The sequence below is a fragment of the Myxococcus llanfairpwllgwyngyllgogerychwyrndrobwllllantysiliogogogochensis genome (assembly GCF_006636215.1).
In the GTDB taxonomy this organism is placed as follows: Bacteria; Myxococcota; Myxococcia; order Myxococcales; family Myxococcaceae; genus Myxococcus; species Myxococcus llanfairpwllgwyngyllgogerychwyrndrobwllllantysiliogogogochensis.
On record NZ_VIFM01000246.1, the window covers coordinates 1 to 16,162 of the forward strand.

At 68.1% G+C, this 16,162-nt stretch carries 16 protein-coding genes; 6 read left to right on the top strand and 10 right to left on the bottom strand.

Annotation, left to right across the window (positions count from 1 at the left end; translation table 11 throughout):
* Positions 1 to 621: 621 nt before the first annotated feature.
* Together FJV41_RS38775 and def are read right to left on the bottom strand one after the other, a co-directional pair.
* Entirely contained in the window at positions 622 to 1,323 is a 702-nt protein-coding gene (locus FJV41_RS38775) for a sterol desaturase family protein (RefSeq protein WP_141647651.1), read from the bottom strand.
* A gap of 17 nt (positions 1,324 to 1,340) precedes the next feature.
* Entirely contained in the window at positions 1,341 to 1,850 is a 510-nt protein-coding gene (def, locus tag FJV41_RS38780; protein WP_141647652.1) for a peptide deformylase, read from the bottom strand.
* A 142-nt stretch (positions 1,851 to 1,992) separates the two neighbouring features.
* On the opposite strand from def, the gene FJV41_RS38785 reads away from it, so the two are divergent.
* Positions 1,993 to 2,475 carry a nuclear transport factor 2 family protein gene (locus tag FJV41_RS38785; protein WP_141647653.1) on the top strand — a complete coding sequence of 161 codons (483 nt, stop codon included), beginning with the start codon at positions 1,993 to 1,995 and terminating at the stop codon, positions 2,473 to 2,475.
* Here FJV41_RS38785 and FJV41_RS38790 read toward each other — a convergent pair.
* Together FJV41_RS38790 and FJV41_RS38795 are read right to left on the bottom strand one after the other, a co-directional pair.
* Positions 2,462 to 2,935 (bottom strand): hypothetical protein, encoded by a 474-nt coding sequence (locus FJV41_RS38790; RefSeq protein WP_141647654.1) that lies wholly within the window; start codon positions 2,933 to 2,935, stop codon positions 2,462 to 2,464. The two genes, FJV41_RS38785 and FJV41_RS38790, sit on opposite strands and share 14 nt — an antisense overlap.
* The gene (locus FJV41_RS38795; RefSeq protein ID WP_141647655.1) at positions 2,932 to 3,390 is read right to left on the bottom strand and encodes a MarR family winged helix-turn-helix transcriptional regulator; all 459 of its coding nucleotides are present in this window, start codon (positions 3,388 to 3,390) and stop codon (positions 2,932 to 2,934) included. The genes FJV41_RS38790 and FJV41_RS38795 overlap by 4 nt, the downstream gene beginning before the upstream one ends.
* Before the next feature lie 107 nt (positions 3,391 to 3,497).
* Here FJV41_RS38795 and FJV41_RS38800 point away from each other — a divergent pair, with 107 nt between their 5' ends.
* Positions 3,498 to 4,148 carry a hypothetical protein gene (locus FJV41_RS38800; protein WP_246137690.1) on the top strand — a complete coding sequence of 217 codons (651 nt, stop codon included), beginning with the start codon at positions 3,498 to 3,500 and terminating at the stop codon, positions 4,146 to 4,148.
* Positions 4,149 to 4,218: 70 nt separating this feature from the next.
* Here FJV41_RS38800 and FJV41_RS38805 read toward each other — a convergent pair whose 3' ends face one another.
* The 3 genes from FJV41_RS38805 to FJV41_RS38815 form a co-directional block, all read right to left on the bottom strand.
* Entirely contained in the window at positions 4,219 to 4,803 is a 585-nt protein-coding gene (locus FJV41_RS38805; RefSeq protein ID WP_246137691.1) for a hypothetical protein, read from the bottom strand.
* 131 nt (positions 4,804 to 4,934) lie between these two features.
* Positions 4,935 to 5,552 (bottom strand): DUF2378 family protein, encoded by a 618-nt coding sequence (locus FJV41_RS38810; RefSeq protein WP_141647656.1) that lies wholly within the window; start codon positions 5,550 to 5,552, stop codon positions 4,935 to 4,937.
* Between the two features lie 39 nt (positions 5,553 to 5,591).
* The gene (locus tag FJV41_RS38815; RefSeq protein WP_141647657.1) at positions 5,592 to 6,704 is read right to left on the bottom strand and encodes a 3-oxoacyl-ACP synthase III family protein; all 1,113 of its coding nucleotides are present in this window, start codon (positions 6,702 to 6,704) and stop codon (positions 5,592 to 5,594) included.
* 530 nt (positions 6,705 to 7,234) lie between these two features.
* Between FJV41_RS38815 and FJV41_RS38820 the strand changes: the two genes are divergently transcribed.
* Complete coding sequence (locus FJV41_RS38820) at positions 7,235 to 8,932, top strand: sensor histidine kinase (protein WP_174489959.1); 1,698 nt, start codon at positions 7,235 to 7,237, stop codon at positions 8,930 to 8,932.
* Between the two features lie 198 nt (positions 8,933 to 9,130).
* Here the strand turns inward: FJV41_RS38820 and FJV41_RS38825 are convergent, their stop codons facing one another.
* The 3 genes from FJV41_RS38825 to FJV41_RS52665 form a co-directional block, all read right to left on the bottom strand.
* The gene (locus FJV41_RS38825) at positions 9,131 to 9,658 is read right to left on the bottom strand and encodes a hypothetical protein (RefSeq protein ID WP_141647659.1); all 528 of its coding nucleotides are present in this window, start codon (positions 9,656 to 9,658) and stop codon (positions 9,131 to 9,133) included.
* A gap of 739 nt (positions 9,659 to 10,397) precedes the next feature.
* Positions 10,398 to 11,018: a vegetative protein gene (locus FJV41_RS38830; protein WP_246137692.1), complete on the bottom strand. Its 621-nt coding sequence runs from the start codon at positions 11,016 to 11,018 to the stop codon at positions 10,398 to 10,400.
* A gap of 161 nt (positions 11,019 to 11,179) precedes the next feature.
* Positions 11,180 to 11,356, bottom strand: a complete 177-nt coding sequence (locus FJV41_RS52665; protein ID WP_174464304.1) for a hypothetical protein — start codon at positions 11,354 to 11,356, stop codon at positions 11,180 to 11,182.
* Between the two features lie 198 nt (positions 11,357 to 11,554).
* Here FJV41_RS52665 and FJV41_RS38835 point away from each other — a divergent pair, with 198 nt between their 5' ends.
* The 3 genes from FJV41_RS38835 to tkt all read left to right on the top strand — a co-directional run bounded on the left by FJV41_RS38835 (position 11,555) and on the right by tkt (position 15,827).
* Entirely contained in the window at positions 11,555 to 12,403 is an 849-nt protein-coding gene (locus FJV41_RS38835) for an AAA family ATPase (protein ID WP_141647660.1), read from the top strand.
* 5 nt (positions 12,404 to 12,408) lie between these two features.
* Entirely contained in the window at positions 12,409 to 13,617 is a 1,209-nt protein-coding gene (locus FJV41_RS38840; RefSeq protein WP_141647661.1) for a vWA domain-containing protein, read from the top strand.
* Between the two features lie 149 nt (positions 13,618 to 13,766).
* Positions 13,767 to 15,827 (top strand): transketolase, encoded by a 2,061-nt coding sequence (gene tkt, locus FJV41_RS38845; RefSeq protein WP_181791234.1) that lies wholly within the window; start codon positions 13,767 to 13,769, stop codon positions 15,825 to 15,827.
* Positions 15,828 to 16,162 lie beyond the last annotated feature (335 nt).

Sequence of the window (16,162 nt, forward strand, 5' to 3'; positions counted from 1 at the left end):
TGCGCTTCTCAGCGCTCCCTTGCTGGTGCCTTCTCAAAGATTGACTGCGGTTTCCGCAATCCTTCTCTTCTTCTTGGGCTTGCTATTTGGTTTTCAAAGACCGAGCCGCTTGTTTCATCCGCGACTTCCTGCTACCTTGCTGCCGCCTTCTACTTCTTTCCGGCGTCAGCGGGGCGCCTCTTCTATTTCATCTTCGCGCTCCCTGTCAACCACCCAGTTTCGCTTTTCTTCTTTGCTGCTTCCCGAAGTCTCCAGCGCCGCCCAGTGGCTTCCGCTGTTTCTTTCGGGAGGGCGGCTTCTATCACCACCGCGCCCCGGATCAACCTATTTGGTTGGCTCCGTCTTTTTTCCTGCGTCCGCCCCGGTGGGTTACCGCGATCACCGTTTCGGCCAGGGGGCGCGGCTTCTATCACCGCCGCGTCCCAGGTCAACAACCTTCGTCGACCGTTTACTTCCCCCGTCCGTTCGCCGTCAGGTGCCGGGGCACCAAGGCGTCGAGCAGGGGTCCAGTTAGTACCTCGTCACCTGTCGTCCGTCAAATACCGGATGATCGGTCCGCAGGATTTATCCACCGAACCGCATTTCGTGAACCCCCGGCGCCCCAGGAAGGCTTCCTCGGCATCAGGGGTCGGCCCTCCGCCCGCCCTCCGACGTTGGGGGCAAGGCCAGCGTCCCGAACAACCAGTCCGAGAGCGGAACGGTGATGTTGAAGTTCCAGCGCCCCATCTTCGAGGGGTCGTGGTGCGCCTGGTGGTGCCTGCGAAGCCAGCCCAGCGGCCGGAGTCGGGCCAGTCGGTGCTCGGGCGGCAGGTGGTGGCAGAAGTGGAGACACTCGTAAGAGAGGTAGTAGCCCACCGTCGACGCCACGAAGAGCCAGCCCACGTTCCGCGTCGACACCAGGAAGGTGAGCACTCCCAGCGGCGCGGCGACAGCTCCCAGGAAGAAGAGGAGCAACACCGGCGGGAAGAGCACCATCTTCACGTCCCGGGAGGACTCGTAGGCCAGGGCGTCGTGGGTGAAGAAGCGGTGGTGTTGCTCGGTGTGCCGCTGGAAGAGCAGCCCCAGCCCCCGCCTCTTGTGGTGCATGGGCCCCCGGTGCCCCAGGAACTCCACCACGTTCCCCAGCAAGAAGACCCCGGGAACCGTCAGCCACTCCCAGGGACGCACCGCCTCTACTCGAGAGAGCGCCAGGAGGATGACGCCCAGCGAGCCCAGACTCGTGAAGGCGAAGTGCGCCCGGCCAGAGTAGCGGGGACCGACATGCTCACCGCGGTACTGCTCGCGGAAGGCCGTCACCCGCTCGGGAATGGTGCCAGGCGCCACGTTCCCTCCCGAGCCGCTCAGCTGTCCTTCTGCCGAGCCTTCGTCTTCTGAAGCTTCTTCATCTTGTCCAGGATGAGCGTGCGCTTCAGCCCGGAAAGGTGGTCCACGAAGACGTGGCCATCCAGGTGGTCGATTTCGTGCTGGAGGACGTGCGCCAGGCGCCCTTCCGCCTCCACCTCGTGCCACTCCCCTGTCCTGTCCTGGTAGCGGACCTTGACCCGGTGGAACCGCGGGCACTTCTCCCACTCACGCGGGACGGAGAGGCAGCCCTCCTCCAACGTGACGTTCTCCTTCCGCTCCAGGATTTGTGGGTTGACGATTTCGAAGGACGTCCCGTCCTCACGCCCCACCAGGGCCACGCGCAGCGACACGCCCACCTGATTGGCGGCGATGCCGATGCCTTCGGCTTCCTTCATGGATTCGGCCATCTCCTCCAGGAGCGTCTGGAGCGAGGGACCGAAGTCCGTCACGGGCTTCGTGGGCGAGGTGAGGACCTTGTGCGGCCAGATGACGATGTCGCGAGCCATGGGGCGCAATTTGCCATGTGCCCCCCACCCGGTGCCACGCCGGAAGGCTCCAGATGAGGTCTTCGCCACCTCGGCCGTCCCCTCCCGAAAACTCCCGGGACGCCCCAGCATGGGCGAGCACAGGTCTGGTAGACCTCCCCGCATGAATCCGCACTCCCAGCTCATCGTCGACTTCTACTCGGCGTTCCAGCGCCGTGACTCGAAGGCCATGAACGCCTGCTACCACCCGGACGTGGAGTTCTCCGACTCCGTCTTCATTGGCCTGCGCCACGGGAGCACCACCGCCATGTGGACCATGCTCTGCGAGCGCGGCAAGGACCTGCAGGTCACCTACCGCGACGTCCAGGCCGATGACCGCACCGGTCGCGCCCACTGGGATGCCCTCTACACCTTCGCCACCACCGGCCGGAAAGTCCTCAACCGCATCGACGCGGAGTTCGAGTTCCGCGACGGGAAGATTGTCCGCCACCAAGACCGCTTCGACTTCTGGACCTGGTCTCGTCAGGCACTCGGGCCCACGGGGCTCGTCCTCGGATGGACGCCCTTCCTCCGGAACAAGGTCCGCACCCAGGCCCGACGCACCCTGGACAAGTACATGCGCGACCACAACCTCACGGGCCCCTGACCCTCTCCCGGAGCGCGCTCCCTCCGATTCCTCGAAGGGCGGCCCCTGCTCGCAGCGGCTTCAGGTCCGGTGCCACCCAGGAAGCTCGTGCCTCGGCCGAGTCCAGCGTCTCCTTCTGGTAGTGCCTCGCCAACAGCTTCGCGTCGGCCAGCTCCGGGGTCGTCTCCAACAAGGCCTCCAGGGACGCGCTCCCCGGTGACTCGTCCATCGCCCCCTGGACGAGCTCCGCCCAGCCCCGGGTCAGCGTCTCGTGATACTTGCCCGCCGCCCCGAGCGTCGTGGCGTAGCGCCGGATGAGGTCGCGCAGCCGCGCCAGCCCCGCCTCGAAGCCTTCCGCGCGCAGGCACAGCCAGGCCAGCCGCAGGTGCTCCCGGTGACGGAACCGCTCTCCCGGATAGGTGGCCGCCTCCACCGCCGCGAGAAAGTCCGCGTCCCCCAGGTCGCCCCCTTCCACGCTCACGGTTTCACCTTCGGCTTCGACTTGCGCTCCGGGCGGGCCACATGGTCCACCTCGGCGAGCGCCTCGAGCCCCGTCGTCAGGCCCTCCACATCCTCGTCGCCCAGCCGCTCCAGCACCGCGGCCTCCAGGACTTCCAGCCGGCGGTGGACCCGCGTGGCCAACGCCCGGCCCGCTCCCGTCAGCAATACCTGGAACGAGCGACGGTCCTCGGGCCTCGCCTCCCGCTTCACCAGACGCTTCGCTTCCAACCGGTCCATGTAGCTGGTCAGTGTGGAGCGCTTGTGCGCGAAGGCCGCGTGCAGCTCGCTCAGCGAGGTGTCCCCCGCTTCCAACAAGTACGCCAAGAGGTGGGCCTCCCCCTGCGAGAGCCCCAAGGGAGGCTCGACCGCCTCCAGGAACAGGCCGATGCGGTGGGTGGCCCGGTGTACTTCCAGGACGAATCGGAGCCTCTTCATGGCGCTTCTCTAACAACCGCTCCGTTTTCGGAATTTCCGAAAACGAAATGAATCGTCCACCAGCCAACCCGTGCCCAGCCCCCCACCCGATGCTCTATCCTCCAGGAATGCTCCCCGAGAACGCGCCCGTGGACCTCCTGGACCTCTGGCTCCTGGAGGCAGCCCTGGAGCTGCCGACGCCCCTTCAGCTGCTCGTGTCGCCGGACCCCGCGGGCTCACTCAACATGCGCGATGACCCTCGCTTCTCCCACGAGGAGCTGTGCGAGCGCCTGGCCGGACTCGCCGAGCGGGACCTCATCCGCATCCACGAACACCCGGACGGCATGGAGGAGCTCTTCACCCCCGAGGCGATTTCCCAGGCCATCCTCCGGCCCCGTCCGCGCTCCATCCAGGTCTATGAACTCACGCCCTCGGGAGGTGCGCTCTGGGAGACCCAGGCCCGGCCCGACTGGAGCCGCTACGTCAACGCCGGCGAGGAGCCCAGCGTCAACGACGCCCCGGAGTCCTGGGTCATCGAAGCCCTGAGTCTCGACATCGCCGAGGCGGAGTTTCGCTTCCACGAGGAGCTCGGCGATGGAAACCGCCCCGTTCCCGAGTCGAAGCGCGGCGAGGCGCTCACTCCCTGGAATGTGACGTACTGGAAGACGCTGCCGCGCGGCTATCGCCTCCACTACACCAGCGTCCCCCAGCCACCCGACCCGGTCCGCACCGCCGCCTCGCACCGCCGAGAGCCCTGGTACACCCCCGTCCGACTGTGACGAAGGGTGGACCCTTGCCTCTCAAGGGGCTCAACCCGGCACTCTCGACGCACGCGGGGGCGCGGACGGCTCAGGGCGCGGGGGCCTTGGCTCCGGCGGCCTTCGGGGCCTCGGCCCGGTACACGTAGAGCGTGTAGTTCGAGCCCGTCGCATAGCCAGGCAGCTTCCCAGGGTTGAACACACTGGTGCTCGACACCGTGCCGCCCGCGTAGCCGCTCGGCGCCTCCACCAGCTTCAGCGCACACCCCGCCAGCACGAGCCCCGCCACCGGCACGTCGTTGCTCACGAGCGTGCACGTCCCAGAGGCCGTGAAGCTCCCTTCCGGCAGATTGAAACGCATGTGCGCCGGTATCTGCTGCCCCGCCGGAAAGCGCGTGTCGGTGATTCGCAGGCACGCCGTCGCCGACCCCACGCTCTTCTCTCCCCGGCTCACCCACTTGCCGTCGCGCTCGCGGCTCTTCGGCACGTAGATGCTCGCGCCCAGCTTCACCGTCGTCTCGAACGGCGCCGCCGCGCACACCGCCGCGTCCGGGGGCTTCGTCGGGTCCTCCTGCGTGCGGAACTGGTAGACCTCCTCCGCCGCTCGCGCCTCGGGGACTCCCGCCAGCATCACCCACGCACCCAGCACCACCGCACCACCGTGCCACCGCGACATAGGTTCCTCCTCTTGAGAGTCCTGGAGCCCGCACGCATCCGGGGCCCTGCCCGCCGACAGCCTCTACCCGTTGGCCCATGAGCCCCTGGCGCGCACGGCCCCTCCGTACCGCGCGCGCCTGGAGGCCGCTGCTACTGCCAGGACAGCGTGTACTCGGCGTCGAGCGGCCCCGTCTTCTTGCCGCTCACGTGCACCTGCGTTCCGCCCATCGCCTCGATGACCGCCTGGAGCACACCCTCGTGATAGGCCGGCGTCATGAAGTCGCGCTTCATCGTGAAGACGCCACTCGTATCGCTCGTCCACGTCACGCCGCGCTCACCGTAGCTCACCGCCGCCCGATAGCCCGAGTGCAGGTTGCCCAGCATCCGCTTCGGGCTGTTCCCGGCCAACAACAGCAGCGTCTTGCCCGCCGCCGAGGACAGGAAGTCCGACGTCGCCTGTACGCCCATCCTCCGCAACGCCGGGTCGAACCCACCGAGCTGCGGCCCCATCACCTGCGCCGCCGTGAAAGACAGCCGCAGGAACGCCGCCACCGGGTAGTTGAAGAAATCGACGTACTTCTTTTCTCCCGCGACGGCGAGGCACTGCTGTACCGCGCTTTCGCCACCAAGCACCTTCACCGCGCCAAGCACGCCATTGAAAAACAATCCGCGCGCGGTGTCTTCGCGCGTCGCCAACGAGACTCGCTCCTCCAACTCGCGCGCGAGGTGGGGCTCGAGCACGTCCGACTTCTGCTTCATGTCTGTCATCAAACGGTGTCTCCACGGGGGGAAGGAGGCACTCGAAGTTTACAGCCGAATCAACTGCGCGCCGTAGTGGATATTCGCTCCAACGGCCGCCACCAACACAATGTCCCCCGCACCCAGTCGAACGCGACCCGCCTCCAGGTCCTCCGCCAGCAGGATGAGCATCCCCGCCGCCGACGTATTTCCATACAAGTCAACATTGCAAGCGACAGTCTCGGGCGAAAGCCCCGCGCGCGACACGAAGGCATCCATCACCCGCTTGTTGGGTTGGTGAAAGTAGTACCGCTTCACCTCACCCTTCAGCTCGGGTCTGGGATTCAACACCGTGTCCAGGCACTTCTGCATGTACTCCGGATAGCTGCGCGCCACGCGAAACCCATCCACCACGAAGGCCATGTCCGCCGGACGCGACCGCCCTGGCTGGTAGGGAAGCTTCAACACCCCGCCCCCCTTGCGGATGACCAGGTCCCCATGCGCGTTGCCCGAGAAGGAGGCGAGGATGCCCGCCCCCGCCGGCGCGTCCTGCTTCGTCTGGAGCACCACCGCGCCCGCCCCGTCCCCGAACACGTACATGGAGAGGTAGCCCTGGAGCGTCTTGGCCCGACCCGGCCCCGGAGGCAGCTCGTCCAGGTACACCTCCCGGTTCACCAGCGGCGACGTGAAGGCCGAGGCCACCACCGCCACCGTGCGGAAGCGGCCCCCGTCCATCATCTTCTTCACCAGGTCCAACACGTACGTCGTGCCACCACACCCGTCATCCACCACCAACGCGAAGGCGTCCTCCCGCAGCCCCAGCCGGTGGTGCAGCTGCATGGCGTCATGGTTGAAGTGCGGCGCGTCCGGCGTACACGTGACGACGAAGAGTGCGTCCAGCTCCCCCGCCTCCACGCCCGCGCCCGTCAGCGCCTTGCGCAGCGCCACCTCGCACATGTCCGTGTTCGTCGCGGGGTAGATGTGGCCATCATCCTCCGGCGGAGGCACCGCGCGTCCCGTCGCCTCGTCGATGTCCCAGAGGAAGCGCCGCTCACGGATGCCCAGCTTCTCCTCGATGCGCTCCGCGGGCCACCCAGGAATGGCCCGGGCGATGCGCGCATTGCTCACCCGACGCGATGGAACGAAAGCCCCGGCTCCGACGACACAGACATTGGGTGTCATTTCATGGCCTCGTCTTTTCACCGCCACGCCGGATGGGAGGGATTCCCTGGCCTGTTCTGTCGAGCAGGATTCACGCCAGAAACGAAGCCCTTGAAATGACGGTGCACCGCGTCGGAAGCAGCTTCAGTCTTGAAGCTTCTTGCGCACATCCGACTCAGCAATCCCACGGATTTACTGAGAGGAGGCCCGTGCTTCAAAAATGAAGCGTTTCGCACCAAATCCGAAGCAAGCCCGGCGATACATTTACTTTCCGTGCGCGGATGCTCCACTCAAAGCGAGCGGTGACCTCAGGGAAACCCCTGTATTGCAAGTGATTGCGTACTCTGAGTGCCGAGACATCCTGGACCCACCCCACTGCTACGCGCGTGGAGGTCTCCTGATTTCCAGACCGAGCCGGAAGCCGTCCGCATCCAGGAGGTCGGGTGCTTCCCGGCGCAGGCAGGCCCATGCCAGTCTCCGTCGACCGAAAGGCGTCGGAACCCACCGCCTCGTCGCGACGCATGTCCCGAGCGAGGCCCGACGAATGGGACGTGCCCTCGTTCAAGTCCTATCCCCGTCGCTGGCAGCCCCTCCTCCGGCTCGTGCTCTTCACCGCGACCTATGCGCTCGGCGTGCGGCTGGGCGCGGTGCTGGCCTTCCCTCCCGAGTTGGTCTCCGCCATGTGGCCCCCCAGCGGCGTGGCGCTCGTGGGGCTCCTGCTCACGCGACACCGGGAGTGGCCGCTGCTCGCCCTCGCCGCCATCCTCGTGGAGCCGCTCGTCGTCGGCGACTCCCACGGACCCATCACCTCCACCAGCTTCGTCATCGCCGCCGGCAACCTGCTCGAGGCCATGGTGGGCGCCGTGCTCCTGCGGCGACTGGTGCGACTCCACCCGGCGATGGACCGCGTGCGGGACGTGCTGGGACTGGTGGGGCTGGCCGCCCTCGGCAGCACGCTCATCAGCGCGACCCTGGGCATGGGGATGATGCTGTCGGCCCTGCGCCTGGCCCCCAGTGACTTCTGGCCCTCGTGGCGGGTGTTCTGGGTGGGCAACGCCATGGGCGTGCTGCTGGTGGCGCCCCTGCTGCTCACCTGGCTCTCACGGGGACTCGACGGGTGGAACCGGCAACGACGGCTGGAACTGGCGGCCCTGCTGCTGCTGCTCGGCGTGACCACCCAGTGGGTGTTCAGCATGCCGCCCACCGCCGCGCCTCCCGCCACCTTCCACCCCGTCACCTACCTGTCCTTCCCCTTCCTGCTCTGGGCCGCCCTGCGCTTCGAGGCCCGGGGCACCACCATGGCCACCGCGGTGATGTCCTCGCTCGCCCTCTGGCACACCGCCCACGGCAACGGCCCCTTCGCCCAGTTCGCCTGGCACAACGACAGCCTCACCTTCCTCCAGTCCTTCCTCGCCGTGGCCAGCGTGTCCGGACTGCTCCTCGCCAGCGCCCTCAGCGAGCGCCGTCGCGCCCAGGAAGAAGTGAGCCACCTCAACCAGGAGCTGCGCCAGTCCCTGCAGACGCTCGCCGCCACCCAGGCCACCCTCGTGCGACGCGAGCGCATGGCCGCCCTCGGAGAGCTGAGCGCCACCGTGGCCCACGAGGTCCGCAATCCCCTGGGCGCCATCTCCAACGCGCTCGCCGCCATCCGCCGACTCGCGCCCCAGACGGCCCATGGGCCCGCGGGCACCTTGCTGGTCATCATGGATGAGGAAGTCCAGCGCCTGGACCTCATCGTCAATGACCTGCTCGACTTCACCCGCCCCATGGAGCCACGACTGCGGACCCAGGCGCTCGGCCCCGTGGTGGAGGGCGCCTTGAGCGCCTCACTGCGCTCGGGGCCCTCGGGCATCAACGTCTCGCGGACCCTGGACGAGCCGCTGCCTCCCATCGACCTGGATGCCCACCTGCTCCACGTCGCCCTCACCAACCTGTTCACCAATGCCGTGCAGGCCATGCCCTCGGGCGGCAGCCTCGTCACTCGCATCGAGCCGGAGACGCGCTCCGGGACTCTTCACGCCCGGCTCACCATCTCCGACACCGGGCACGGGATTGCTCCCGAGGTCCAACAGCGCATCTTCGAGCCCTTCTTCACCACTCGCGCCAGTGGCACCGGACTGGGACTCGCCATCGTCCGCCGCATCGTCGATGGACACCACGGAGAGGTCACCGTCGACAGCGCCGTCGGCCAGGGCACCACCTTCACCGTGTGGCTCCCGTGCGCCAGTGCACCCCAGGCCGCGGCCTGAGTGAGTGGCGGTCCACGTTGTCGTCGTGAGACCAGGCCACCGGGGCGCACCGCGCTCCTGCTCGACGGCCCTGCGCACGGCGCGGACGTCCTCACGCCTCCGTACTCCTGCTTGCGAGCCGGTCCGGACACCGTGTTTCGCACGGTGTCCGTGTCCCGACTCACGAGCGCCCCGTGACAGGGCGCCCGTCACTTCACTTCAGAACGGGATGTTGTCGTCATCGCTCGGCGGCGGAACGTCATCCTGGTAGCCGCCACCTCCACGGCTGCCGTAGCCGTCCCCGCCCCCACGATTGCCGTAGCCCTCGTTGCCACCACCACCGCCACCACCCTGCTGCCGGGCCATCTCCGCCTCGATGGCGCTCAGCAACTGGCGCTCCTTGTCGTGCCAGCGCGACTTGCTCGGGTCGTTCAGCGAGCGGCGCGCGCCGTTCGCATAGAACTCGAGGTCCTGCATGCTCGCGCCCGCGACCGGCGCGCCCTTGCTGCGGCCGTAGTTCGGGAAGACCATTCCGTCCCCGCCGCCACCACCACCGCCGCCACCACTGGGCGCCGCCGCGCGACGAGGCGCCGCCGACGCCGCATCCGGCGTTCCGCCGATGGACAGCTCGCCCATCCTCAGCGTGAAGCCTTCTTCATTCTTGAACGCCGTGCCGACTCGCACCTGTTCCACTCGCCCATCAGGGCGCCGCACCGCCACGGTGACTGGATAGCCTTGCTCACTCATGGCGCCCGAATCCCATCACGGGACCCTTACTGTCAACGGGAGCGCGCGCCCCGCTGTCCGCCATCCACACGCCCGCCTGGACGACGCTCTCCCGCCCTGAAGAAACAGGGGCTTCCCGGGGTGTTCGGCACACGCCGGCTCGCAGGGCAGGAGCGCGACACACCCATTCGCGTCCTCTCCCTTGCACCCGAGCACATCGCCTCACAGGGCGGCTCGCGGCTCAGGACGTCGGTGGGCCTGTCGGGCGTCGTGCTTGCGAGCACGCCTCCGCTCAGGCTGGGGGTGGACCGCCTCAGGACACAACCGCGTCGTCTGGACGGGCGCGACCCGCGCGGCCTCGGCTCCGCTTGAGCCTGGGTGGACGCCTCAGGGCACGGCCGCGTCACATGGACGGACGCGAGCCATGCGGCCTCGCCTCCGCTTGAGCCTGGGGTGGACGCATCAGGACACAACCGCGTCGTCTGGACGGGCGCGACCCGCGCGGCCTCGCCTCCATTCGGGGCGGGAGTGGACTGACTCAGGACACAGCCGCATCGCATGGACGGGCGCGACCCACGCGGCCTCGGCTCCGTCATTGTGGAACAGGCCCCACGGACCGGAAAAACTCACGGCCTGGATACACGCCTCGCGCAGCGGCCCTCCTCAGGGACACTCGAACGGGGCGGCGGGCTCCCTCACTTCAGGAGCCCACCTCGAATGGACAGCGAGTGGAGCGCGAGCCTTCCGCGACTCCCCTCAGCTACGCCATCCTGCCCTTCTTGCCACGCGCCGCCGTCTTGGACCGCGACGCGCCACGCTTCGCGGCCACCGGCTGGGCCTCCTGCAGCGCCTTGCTCGCCGCACGACCGCGCGGCAGCTTCACGTCCTGCACCGACTGCGGCCGGGCGTCATCCACCCACGCCGTCGGACGACGGTCCGTGCGCATCAGCAACCGCAGCTTCTGGTAGTGCGCCGAGCAATACCCCTTCGAACGGCTGGGGCGCTTGCACCCGATGATGGCGCACGAACGCGAGCCATCCGCCGTCTTCGCTCCACGCGCCACCGCAACCGGCGCCTTCGCCGCCGCGCCACGCGTCGCCACCAACGGCAACTCCACCTGCGCCGTGGGACGACGTCCCGGCTTGCCACGCTTCACCGCCGGCGCCGGCAACACCGCCGCCTGCCGCGTCGTCGCCGCGGGACGCACTCCCGCCAGCGCTCCCAACCGGCTGGTCAGCGGCGCCAGACGGAACGTCACTGAACGCAGCATGTCCAGGGCCTCAAGGCCCTCCTCCAACCGATTCACCGCCTGCTGCAAGGGCACTAGCTGGGACTGCAGCTCGCGCCGGAACATCTCTCCAAGCTCGTTCGCAATGGACATGTGACGGGAGGATATACGCCGTCCTGGGTTATCGGCGGGAAATCCGCTGCACGACGCGCGCCAACGGTCATCCCCCGAGCGATTTTCATCCCCAACCCCCTCCCCAGGGTCCTGCTCCGAGCAGAAGTCTCAGACCCGGGGGCCATCCTGAAACAGACGTATCAGCCTGGAACATGAGGCGACGGCACCGTCTCCACCACCGGCTTGGGCATCACCGAGGCCTGGGTCTCCACCGTCGCGGGGCGCTCGGACAGAAGGGCTGTCGCCGTCGGGCACGAGCGCACCATCGAGGAGAGCGCCCACACAAACAACACCGTGACGACGAACGGGTGACCCACGACGGATGCCTCCAAGCACTCGGATTCCCACCAAGAACGCGACCCACCGCATTCCTTGGCCTTGCTGGGATACGAACGAGAATAGGCAAAGGGTCTGACGTGCCCCGGAGGGAGGGACAGCGGCCCGCCGAGCAGCCCCCTCCCAGGGATGGACCCGAGCCCCCGCGGCGACGTCGTGGATGTTAAAGGAGCCGGGACATGACTCCGGCCCCTCCTTCCGTCCGCTTCCGAGGCACCGATTCCTACCTGACCCACGAGGGCCTCCAGGCCGCCGTCAACTGTGCCCTCACCCTCCAGCGCCCCCTGCTGGTGAAAGGCGAGCCGGGCACCGGCAAGACGCTGCTGGCGGAGGCCATCGCCCAGGCCCTGGGCCACAAGCTGCTCACCTGGCACGTCAAGAGCACCACCCGCGCGCAGGACGGCCTGTACGTCTACGACACCGTGCAGCGCCTGTATGACTCGCGCTTCGGCGACGGCGACGTGCGAGACATCCGCCGATACATCCGCATGGGCCCCCTGGGCGAGGCGTTCTCCGCCCCCGAGCGCGTCGTGTTGCTCATCGACGAGGTCGACAAGGCTGACCTCGAGTTCCCCAACGACCTGCTCCACGAGCTGGACCGGATGCGCTTCCGCGTCACCGAGACGAACGACGAGGTGGCCGCGAAACACCGCCCCATCGTCGTCATTACGTCCAACAACGAGAAGGAGCTGCCGGACGCGTTCCTGCGCCGCTGCGTGTTCCACTTCATCGACTTCCCCGACGCGGAGCTGATGCGCCGCATCGTCGACGTGCACCACCCGGGGCTCGACGCCGCGCTCACCGACCAGGTCCTCAAGGTCTTCTACGAGCTGCGCGGCTTCACCCGCCTGCGCAAGCGCCCCTCCACCAGCGAGCTCATCGACTGGATTGCCGTGCTCAAGGCCCAGGGCATCAACGACTTGAAGCTGGACGAGAACCTGCCGTTCCTCGGCGCCCTGCTGAAGAAGGAGCAGGACCTGGTCTCCGTGGCCGAGGCCTTCGGACGCGGTCGGCGCTCGCGGGCCTGAAAGCCATGTTCCTGCCATTCTTCTACGAGCTGCGGCGACGGGGCGTGAAGGTGGGCGCGCAGGAGGCGCTCGCCCTGGCGGGAGCCCTGAAGGCGGGCCTCCATGACAGCAGCCTCGACGGCTTCTACCACGTGGCGCGCGCGCTCCTGGTCCACTCGGAGACGCAGCTCGACTCGTTCGACCAGGCGTTCCTCTCCCACTTCCAGGGCGTGGAGACCGCGGGCCTGGAGCTGACGCAGGAGCTGATGTCCTGGCTGGAGGAGGCGCGCGAGCGGCCCCAACTGACGCCCGAGGAGATGGCGCTCCTGGAGGCGCTGGACCCCGAGGAGATTCGTCGCCTGTTCGAGGAGCGCCTTCGCGAACAGAAAGAACGCCACGACGGCGGCAACCGGTGGATTGGCACCGGCGGCACGTCACCGTTCGGCAACAACGGCTTCTCGCGCGGCGGCATGCGCGTGGGGGGCAAGGCCGGCGGCAAGCAGGGCATGTCGATGATGCAGGCGGGAGCACGCAAGTACGCGGGGTATCGCGACGACCTGGTGCTCGACACGCGGCAGATGGCCGTGGCGCTGCGCAAGCTGCGCGCGTTCGCTCGAGACGGAGCGCCGGACGAGCTGGACATCGACGAGAGCATCTCCGCCACCGCTCGCAACGCGGGCGAGCTGGAGGTGGTGACGCGGCCTCCGCGCAGGCCCAACACCCGCGTGGTGCTGGCCATGGACGTGGGCGGCTCCATGGACCCTTACGCCGCGGTGATGAGCCGGCTGTTCTCCGTCGCGAGCCAGGCCACGCACTTCAAGGAATTGCGAACGTATTACTTTCACAACTGCGTCTACGGAAAGCTCTACGCCACGCCCCAGCTCACCGGCGGCATGACGGTGCCGGAGCTGGTGGCGCAGGTGGGACGGCACCACAAGCTCGTCCTGGTGGGCGATGCGTCCATGGCGCCGTACGAGCTGGCCATCCGCACGGACGCCGAGGGGCGCTACAAGGCGGACGGACAGGAAGGGCTGACGTGGCTGATGCAACTGGCCCAGCACTTCGAGCGCAACGTGTGGCTCAACCCGGAGCCGATGGGCTCGTGGCGCTCGGGCTCCATCGCGATGATTGCCCAGGTGTTCCCCATGTTCTCCCTCACCGTGGAGGGGCTGGGTGAGGCGGTGGCCCACCTGACTCGCGGACGCACCGTGAAGGGCGCGGCGGCGCGGCGCTGAAGTCGCTCGCCTCCCCCCTCCGGGGCGGGGAATTCCCGGGGCCCGTGGACTGAAGGACTGCGGGCGGCCAGGGGCGCTCGTTTCGTGCGGCGCCCCGGCGTCAGTTACGGCATGGTGCGCCGCGCGTGAGCCCGGAGCACGAGGACCTTATGACGACCGACAATCAGCAGGACGTGCTGAGCATCAACACCATCCGCACCCTGGCCATGGATGCGGTACAGCAAGCCCACTCGGGCCACCCGGGGGCTCCCATGTCCCTGGCCCCCGTCGCCTACCAGCTCTGGCAGCAAGAGCTCCGGTATGACCCGTCCCACCCCATCTGGCCGGACCGCGACAGGTTCATCCTCTCCAACGGCCACGCGTCCATGCTGCTGTACGCGCTGCTCCACCTGGCCGGCGTCAAGCGCGTCACCCGCGACTACAAGGTCGAGGACGCCCTGAGCGTCTCGCTCGAGGACATCCAGAAGTTCCGCCAGCTGGACTCCGCCACCCCCGGCCACCCCGAGTACCGGTGGACCAGCGGCGTGGAGACCACCACGGGCCCCCTGGGCCAGGGCGTGGCCAACAGCGTGGGCATGGCCATCGCCAGCCGCTGGCTCGCCGGCCACTTCAACAAGCCCGGCTTCGAGATGTTCTCCCATGACGTCTACGCCATCTGCGGCGACGGCGACCTCATGGAAGGCGTCGCGTCCGAGGCCGCGTCCATCGCCGGCCACCTCCAGCTGCCCAACCTCTGCTGGCTCTACGACTCCAACCACATCTCCATCGACGGCAGCACCGACCTGGCCTTCACCGAGGACGTGGGCCGCCGCTTCGAGGGCTACGGCTGGCGCGTGCTGCGCGTGCCGGACGCCAACGATTTGACCGTCCTGGGCGAGGCCCTCCACACCTTCAAGACGCTGCGGGGCAAGCCCACCCTCATCATCGTCACCACCCAGATTGCCTACGGCGCCCCCAAGCTCCAGGGGTCGTCCAAGGCTCACGGCGAGCCGCTCGGCGACGAGGAAATCAAGGGCACCAAGCGCAACTACGGCTGGCCCGAGGACGCGAAGTTCCTGGTCCCCGAGGGCGTGCGCGAGCGCTTCCAGGACCGCATGGGCGCCCGCGGCAAGAAGCTGCGCGAGGCGTGGGATGCGCGCTTCGTCGAGTACCAGAAGCAGTTCCCCGAGCTGGCCGACGAGCTGACGCGCATGCAGCGCCGTGAAGCGCCCAAGGGCTGGGACTCCGAGCTGCCGACGTTCCCCACCGACGCCAAGGGCATGGCCACCCGCGAGTCCAGCGGCAAGGTGCTCAACGCCGTCGCGAAGAACTACCCGTGGCTGGTGGGCGGCTCGGCCGACCTCAACCCGTCCACGAAGACGTACATCACCGGCTCCGAGTCCATGAAGCCCGGCGAGCACGCCGGCCGCAACATCCACTTCGGCGTGCGCGAACACGCGATGGGCTCCATCGTCAACGGCCTGTGCCTGAGCAAGGTGCGCGGCTACGGCGCCACGTTCCTCATCTTCAGTGAGTACGAGCGCCCCGCCATCCGCCTGTCCTCGCTGATGGAGCTGCCCGCGCTGCACATCTTCACCCACGACTCCATCGGCCTGGGCGAAGACGGCCCCACGCACCAGCCCGTGGAGCAGCTCGCCAGCCTGCGCGCCATCCCCGGCCTCATCGTGCTGCGTCCCGCCGACGCCAACGAAGTCGTCGAGGCGTGGCGGGTCATCGGCCAGCAGAAGAGCCACCCCGTCGTCCTCGTCCTCACCCGCCAGGCCGTGCCCACCGTGGACCGCACCAAGTACGGCGCGGCGTCTGGTGTCGCCAAGGGCGGCTACGTGCTGGCGGACGCGGAGGGCGGCAAGCCGGAGGTGGTGCTCATCGGCACCGGCAGCGAGGTGTCCCTGTGCCTGGACGCCCACGACAAGCTCACGGCCGAGGGCATCAAGTCCCGCGTCGTCAGCCTGCCCTCGTGGGAGCTGTTCGAGAGCCAGTCGCAGGAGTACCGCGACAGCGTGCTGCCTCCCACCGTGCGCGCGCGCGTCGCGGTGGAGAAGGGCGCGGCGTTCGGCTGGGAGCGCTGGGTCGGCTTCGAGGGCGGCATCGTCGCCATGCGCAGCTTCGGCGCGTCCGCCCCCATCAAGGCGCTCCAGCAGAAGTTCGGCTTCACCGTCGACAACGTGGTGAAGGTGGCCAAGGACACGCTGGCCAAGGCCAAGGCGTAGTCACCGTCACCCGCGCGCCCGACGCGCGACGCTGAAAAAGACGAGGGCCCCGGACCATCCCCCAACGGTCCGGGGCCCTTCTTGCTTCAGTCCTCGCCACTGTCCTTCCAAAAGAAAGGGACTCGGGCCATCCCCCAACAGCCCGAGCACCCGATGCCCCTCTTAAAGAGAGGCTCCGCATCAAGAAAAGGCCCCCGACTCATCCCCCAACAAATCGGGGAGCCCGAACAGCCACTCCCGTTGCCGCACGAGAGCCGCGTTGCTCAAATCATCGTGGGTTCACGGGAGCCCCTTGCCCGACTCGAAGCCCCCCGGCTCCGGTCGCTCCCACGTCC

Coding starts and splice junctions, on each gene's coding strand:
- FJV41_RS38815 (WP_141647657.1), bottom strand. CDS start 6,704: ATGACACCCAATGTCTGTGTCGTCGGAGCCGGGGCTTTCGTTCCATCG.
- tkt (WP_181791234.1), top strand. CDS start 13,767: ATGACGACCGACAATCAGCAGGACGTGCTGAGCATCAACACCATCCGC.
- FJV41_RS38835 (WP_141647660.1), top strand. CDS start 11,555: ATGACTCCGGCCCCTCCTTCCGTCCGCTTCCGAGGCACCGATTCCTAC.
- FJV41_RS38810 (WP_141647656.1), bottom strand. CDS start 5,552: ATGACAGACATGAAGCAGAAGTCGGACGTGCTCGAGCCCCACCTCGCG.
- FJV41_RS38805 (WP_246137691.1), bottom strand. CDS start 4,803: ATGTCGCGGTGGCACGGTGGTGCGGTGGTGCTGGGTGCGTGGGTGATG.
- FJV41_RS38785 (WP_141647653.1), top strand. CDS start 1,993: ATGAATCCGCACTCCCAGCTCATCGTCGACTTCTACTCGGCGTTCCAG.
- def (WP_141647652.1), bottom strand. CDS start 1,850: ATGGCTCGCGACATCGTCATCTGGCCGCACAAGGTCCTCACCTCGCCC.
- FJV41_RS38800 (WP_246137690.1), top strand. CDS start 3,498: ATGCTCCCCGAGAACGCGCCCGTGGACCTCCTGGACCTCTGGCTCCTG.
- FJV41_RS38830 (WP_246137692.1), bottom strand. CDS start 11,018: ATGTCCATTGCGAACGAGCTTGGAGAGATGTTCCGGCGCGAGCTGCAG.
- FJV41_RS38795 (WP_141647655.1), bottom strand. CDS start 3,390: ATGAAGAGGCTCCGATTCGTCCTGGAAGTACACCGGGCCACCCACCGC.
- FJV41_RS38825 (WP_141647659.1), bottom strand. CDS start 9,658: ATGAGTGAGCAAGGCTATCCAGTCACCGTGGCGGTGCGGCGCCCTGAT.
- FJV41_RS38840 (WP_141647661.1), top strand. CDS start 12,409: ATGTTCCTGCCATTCTTCTACGAGCTGCGGCGACGGGGCGTGAAGGTG.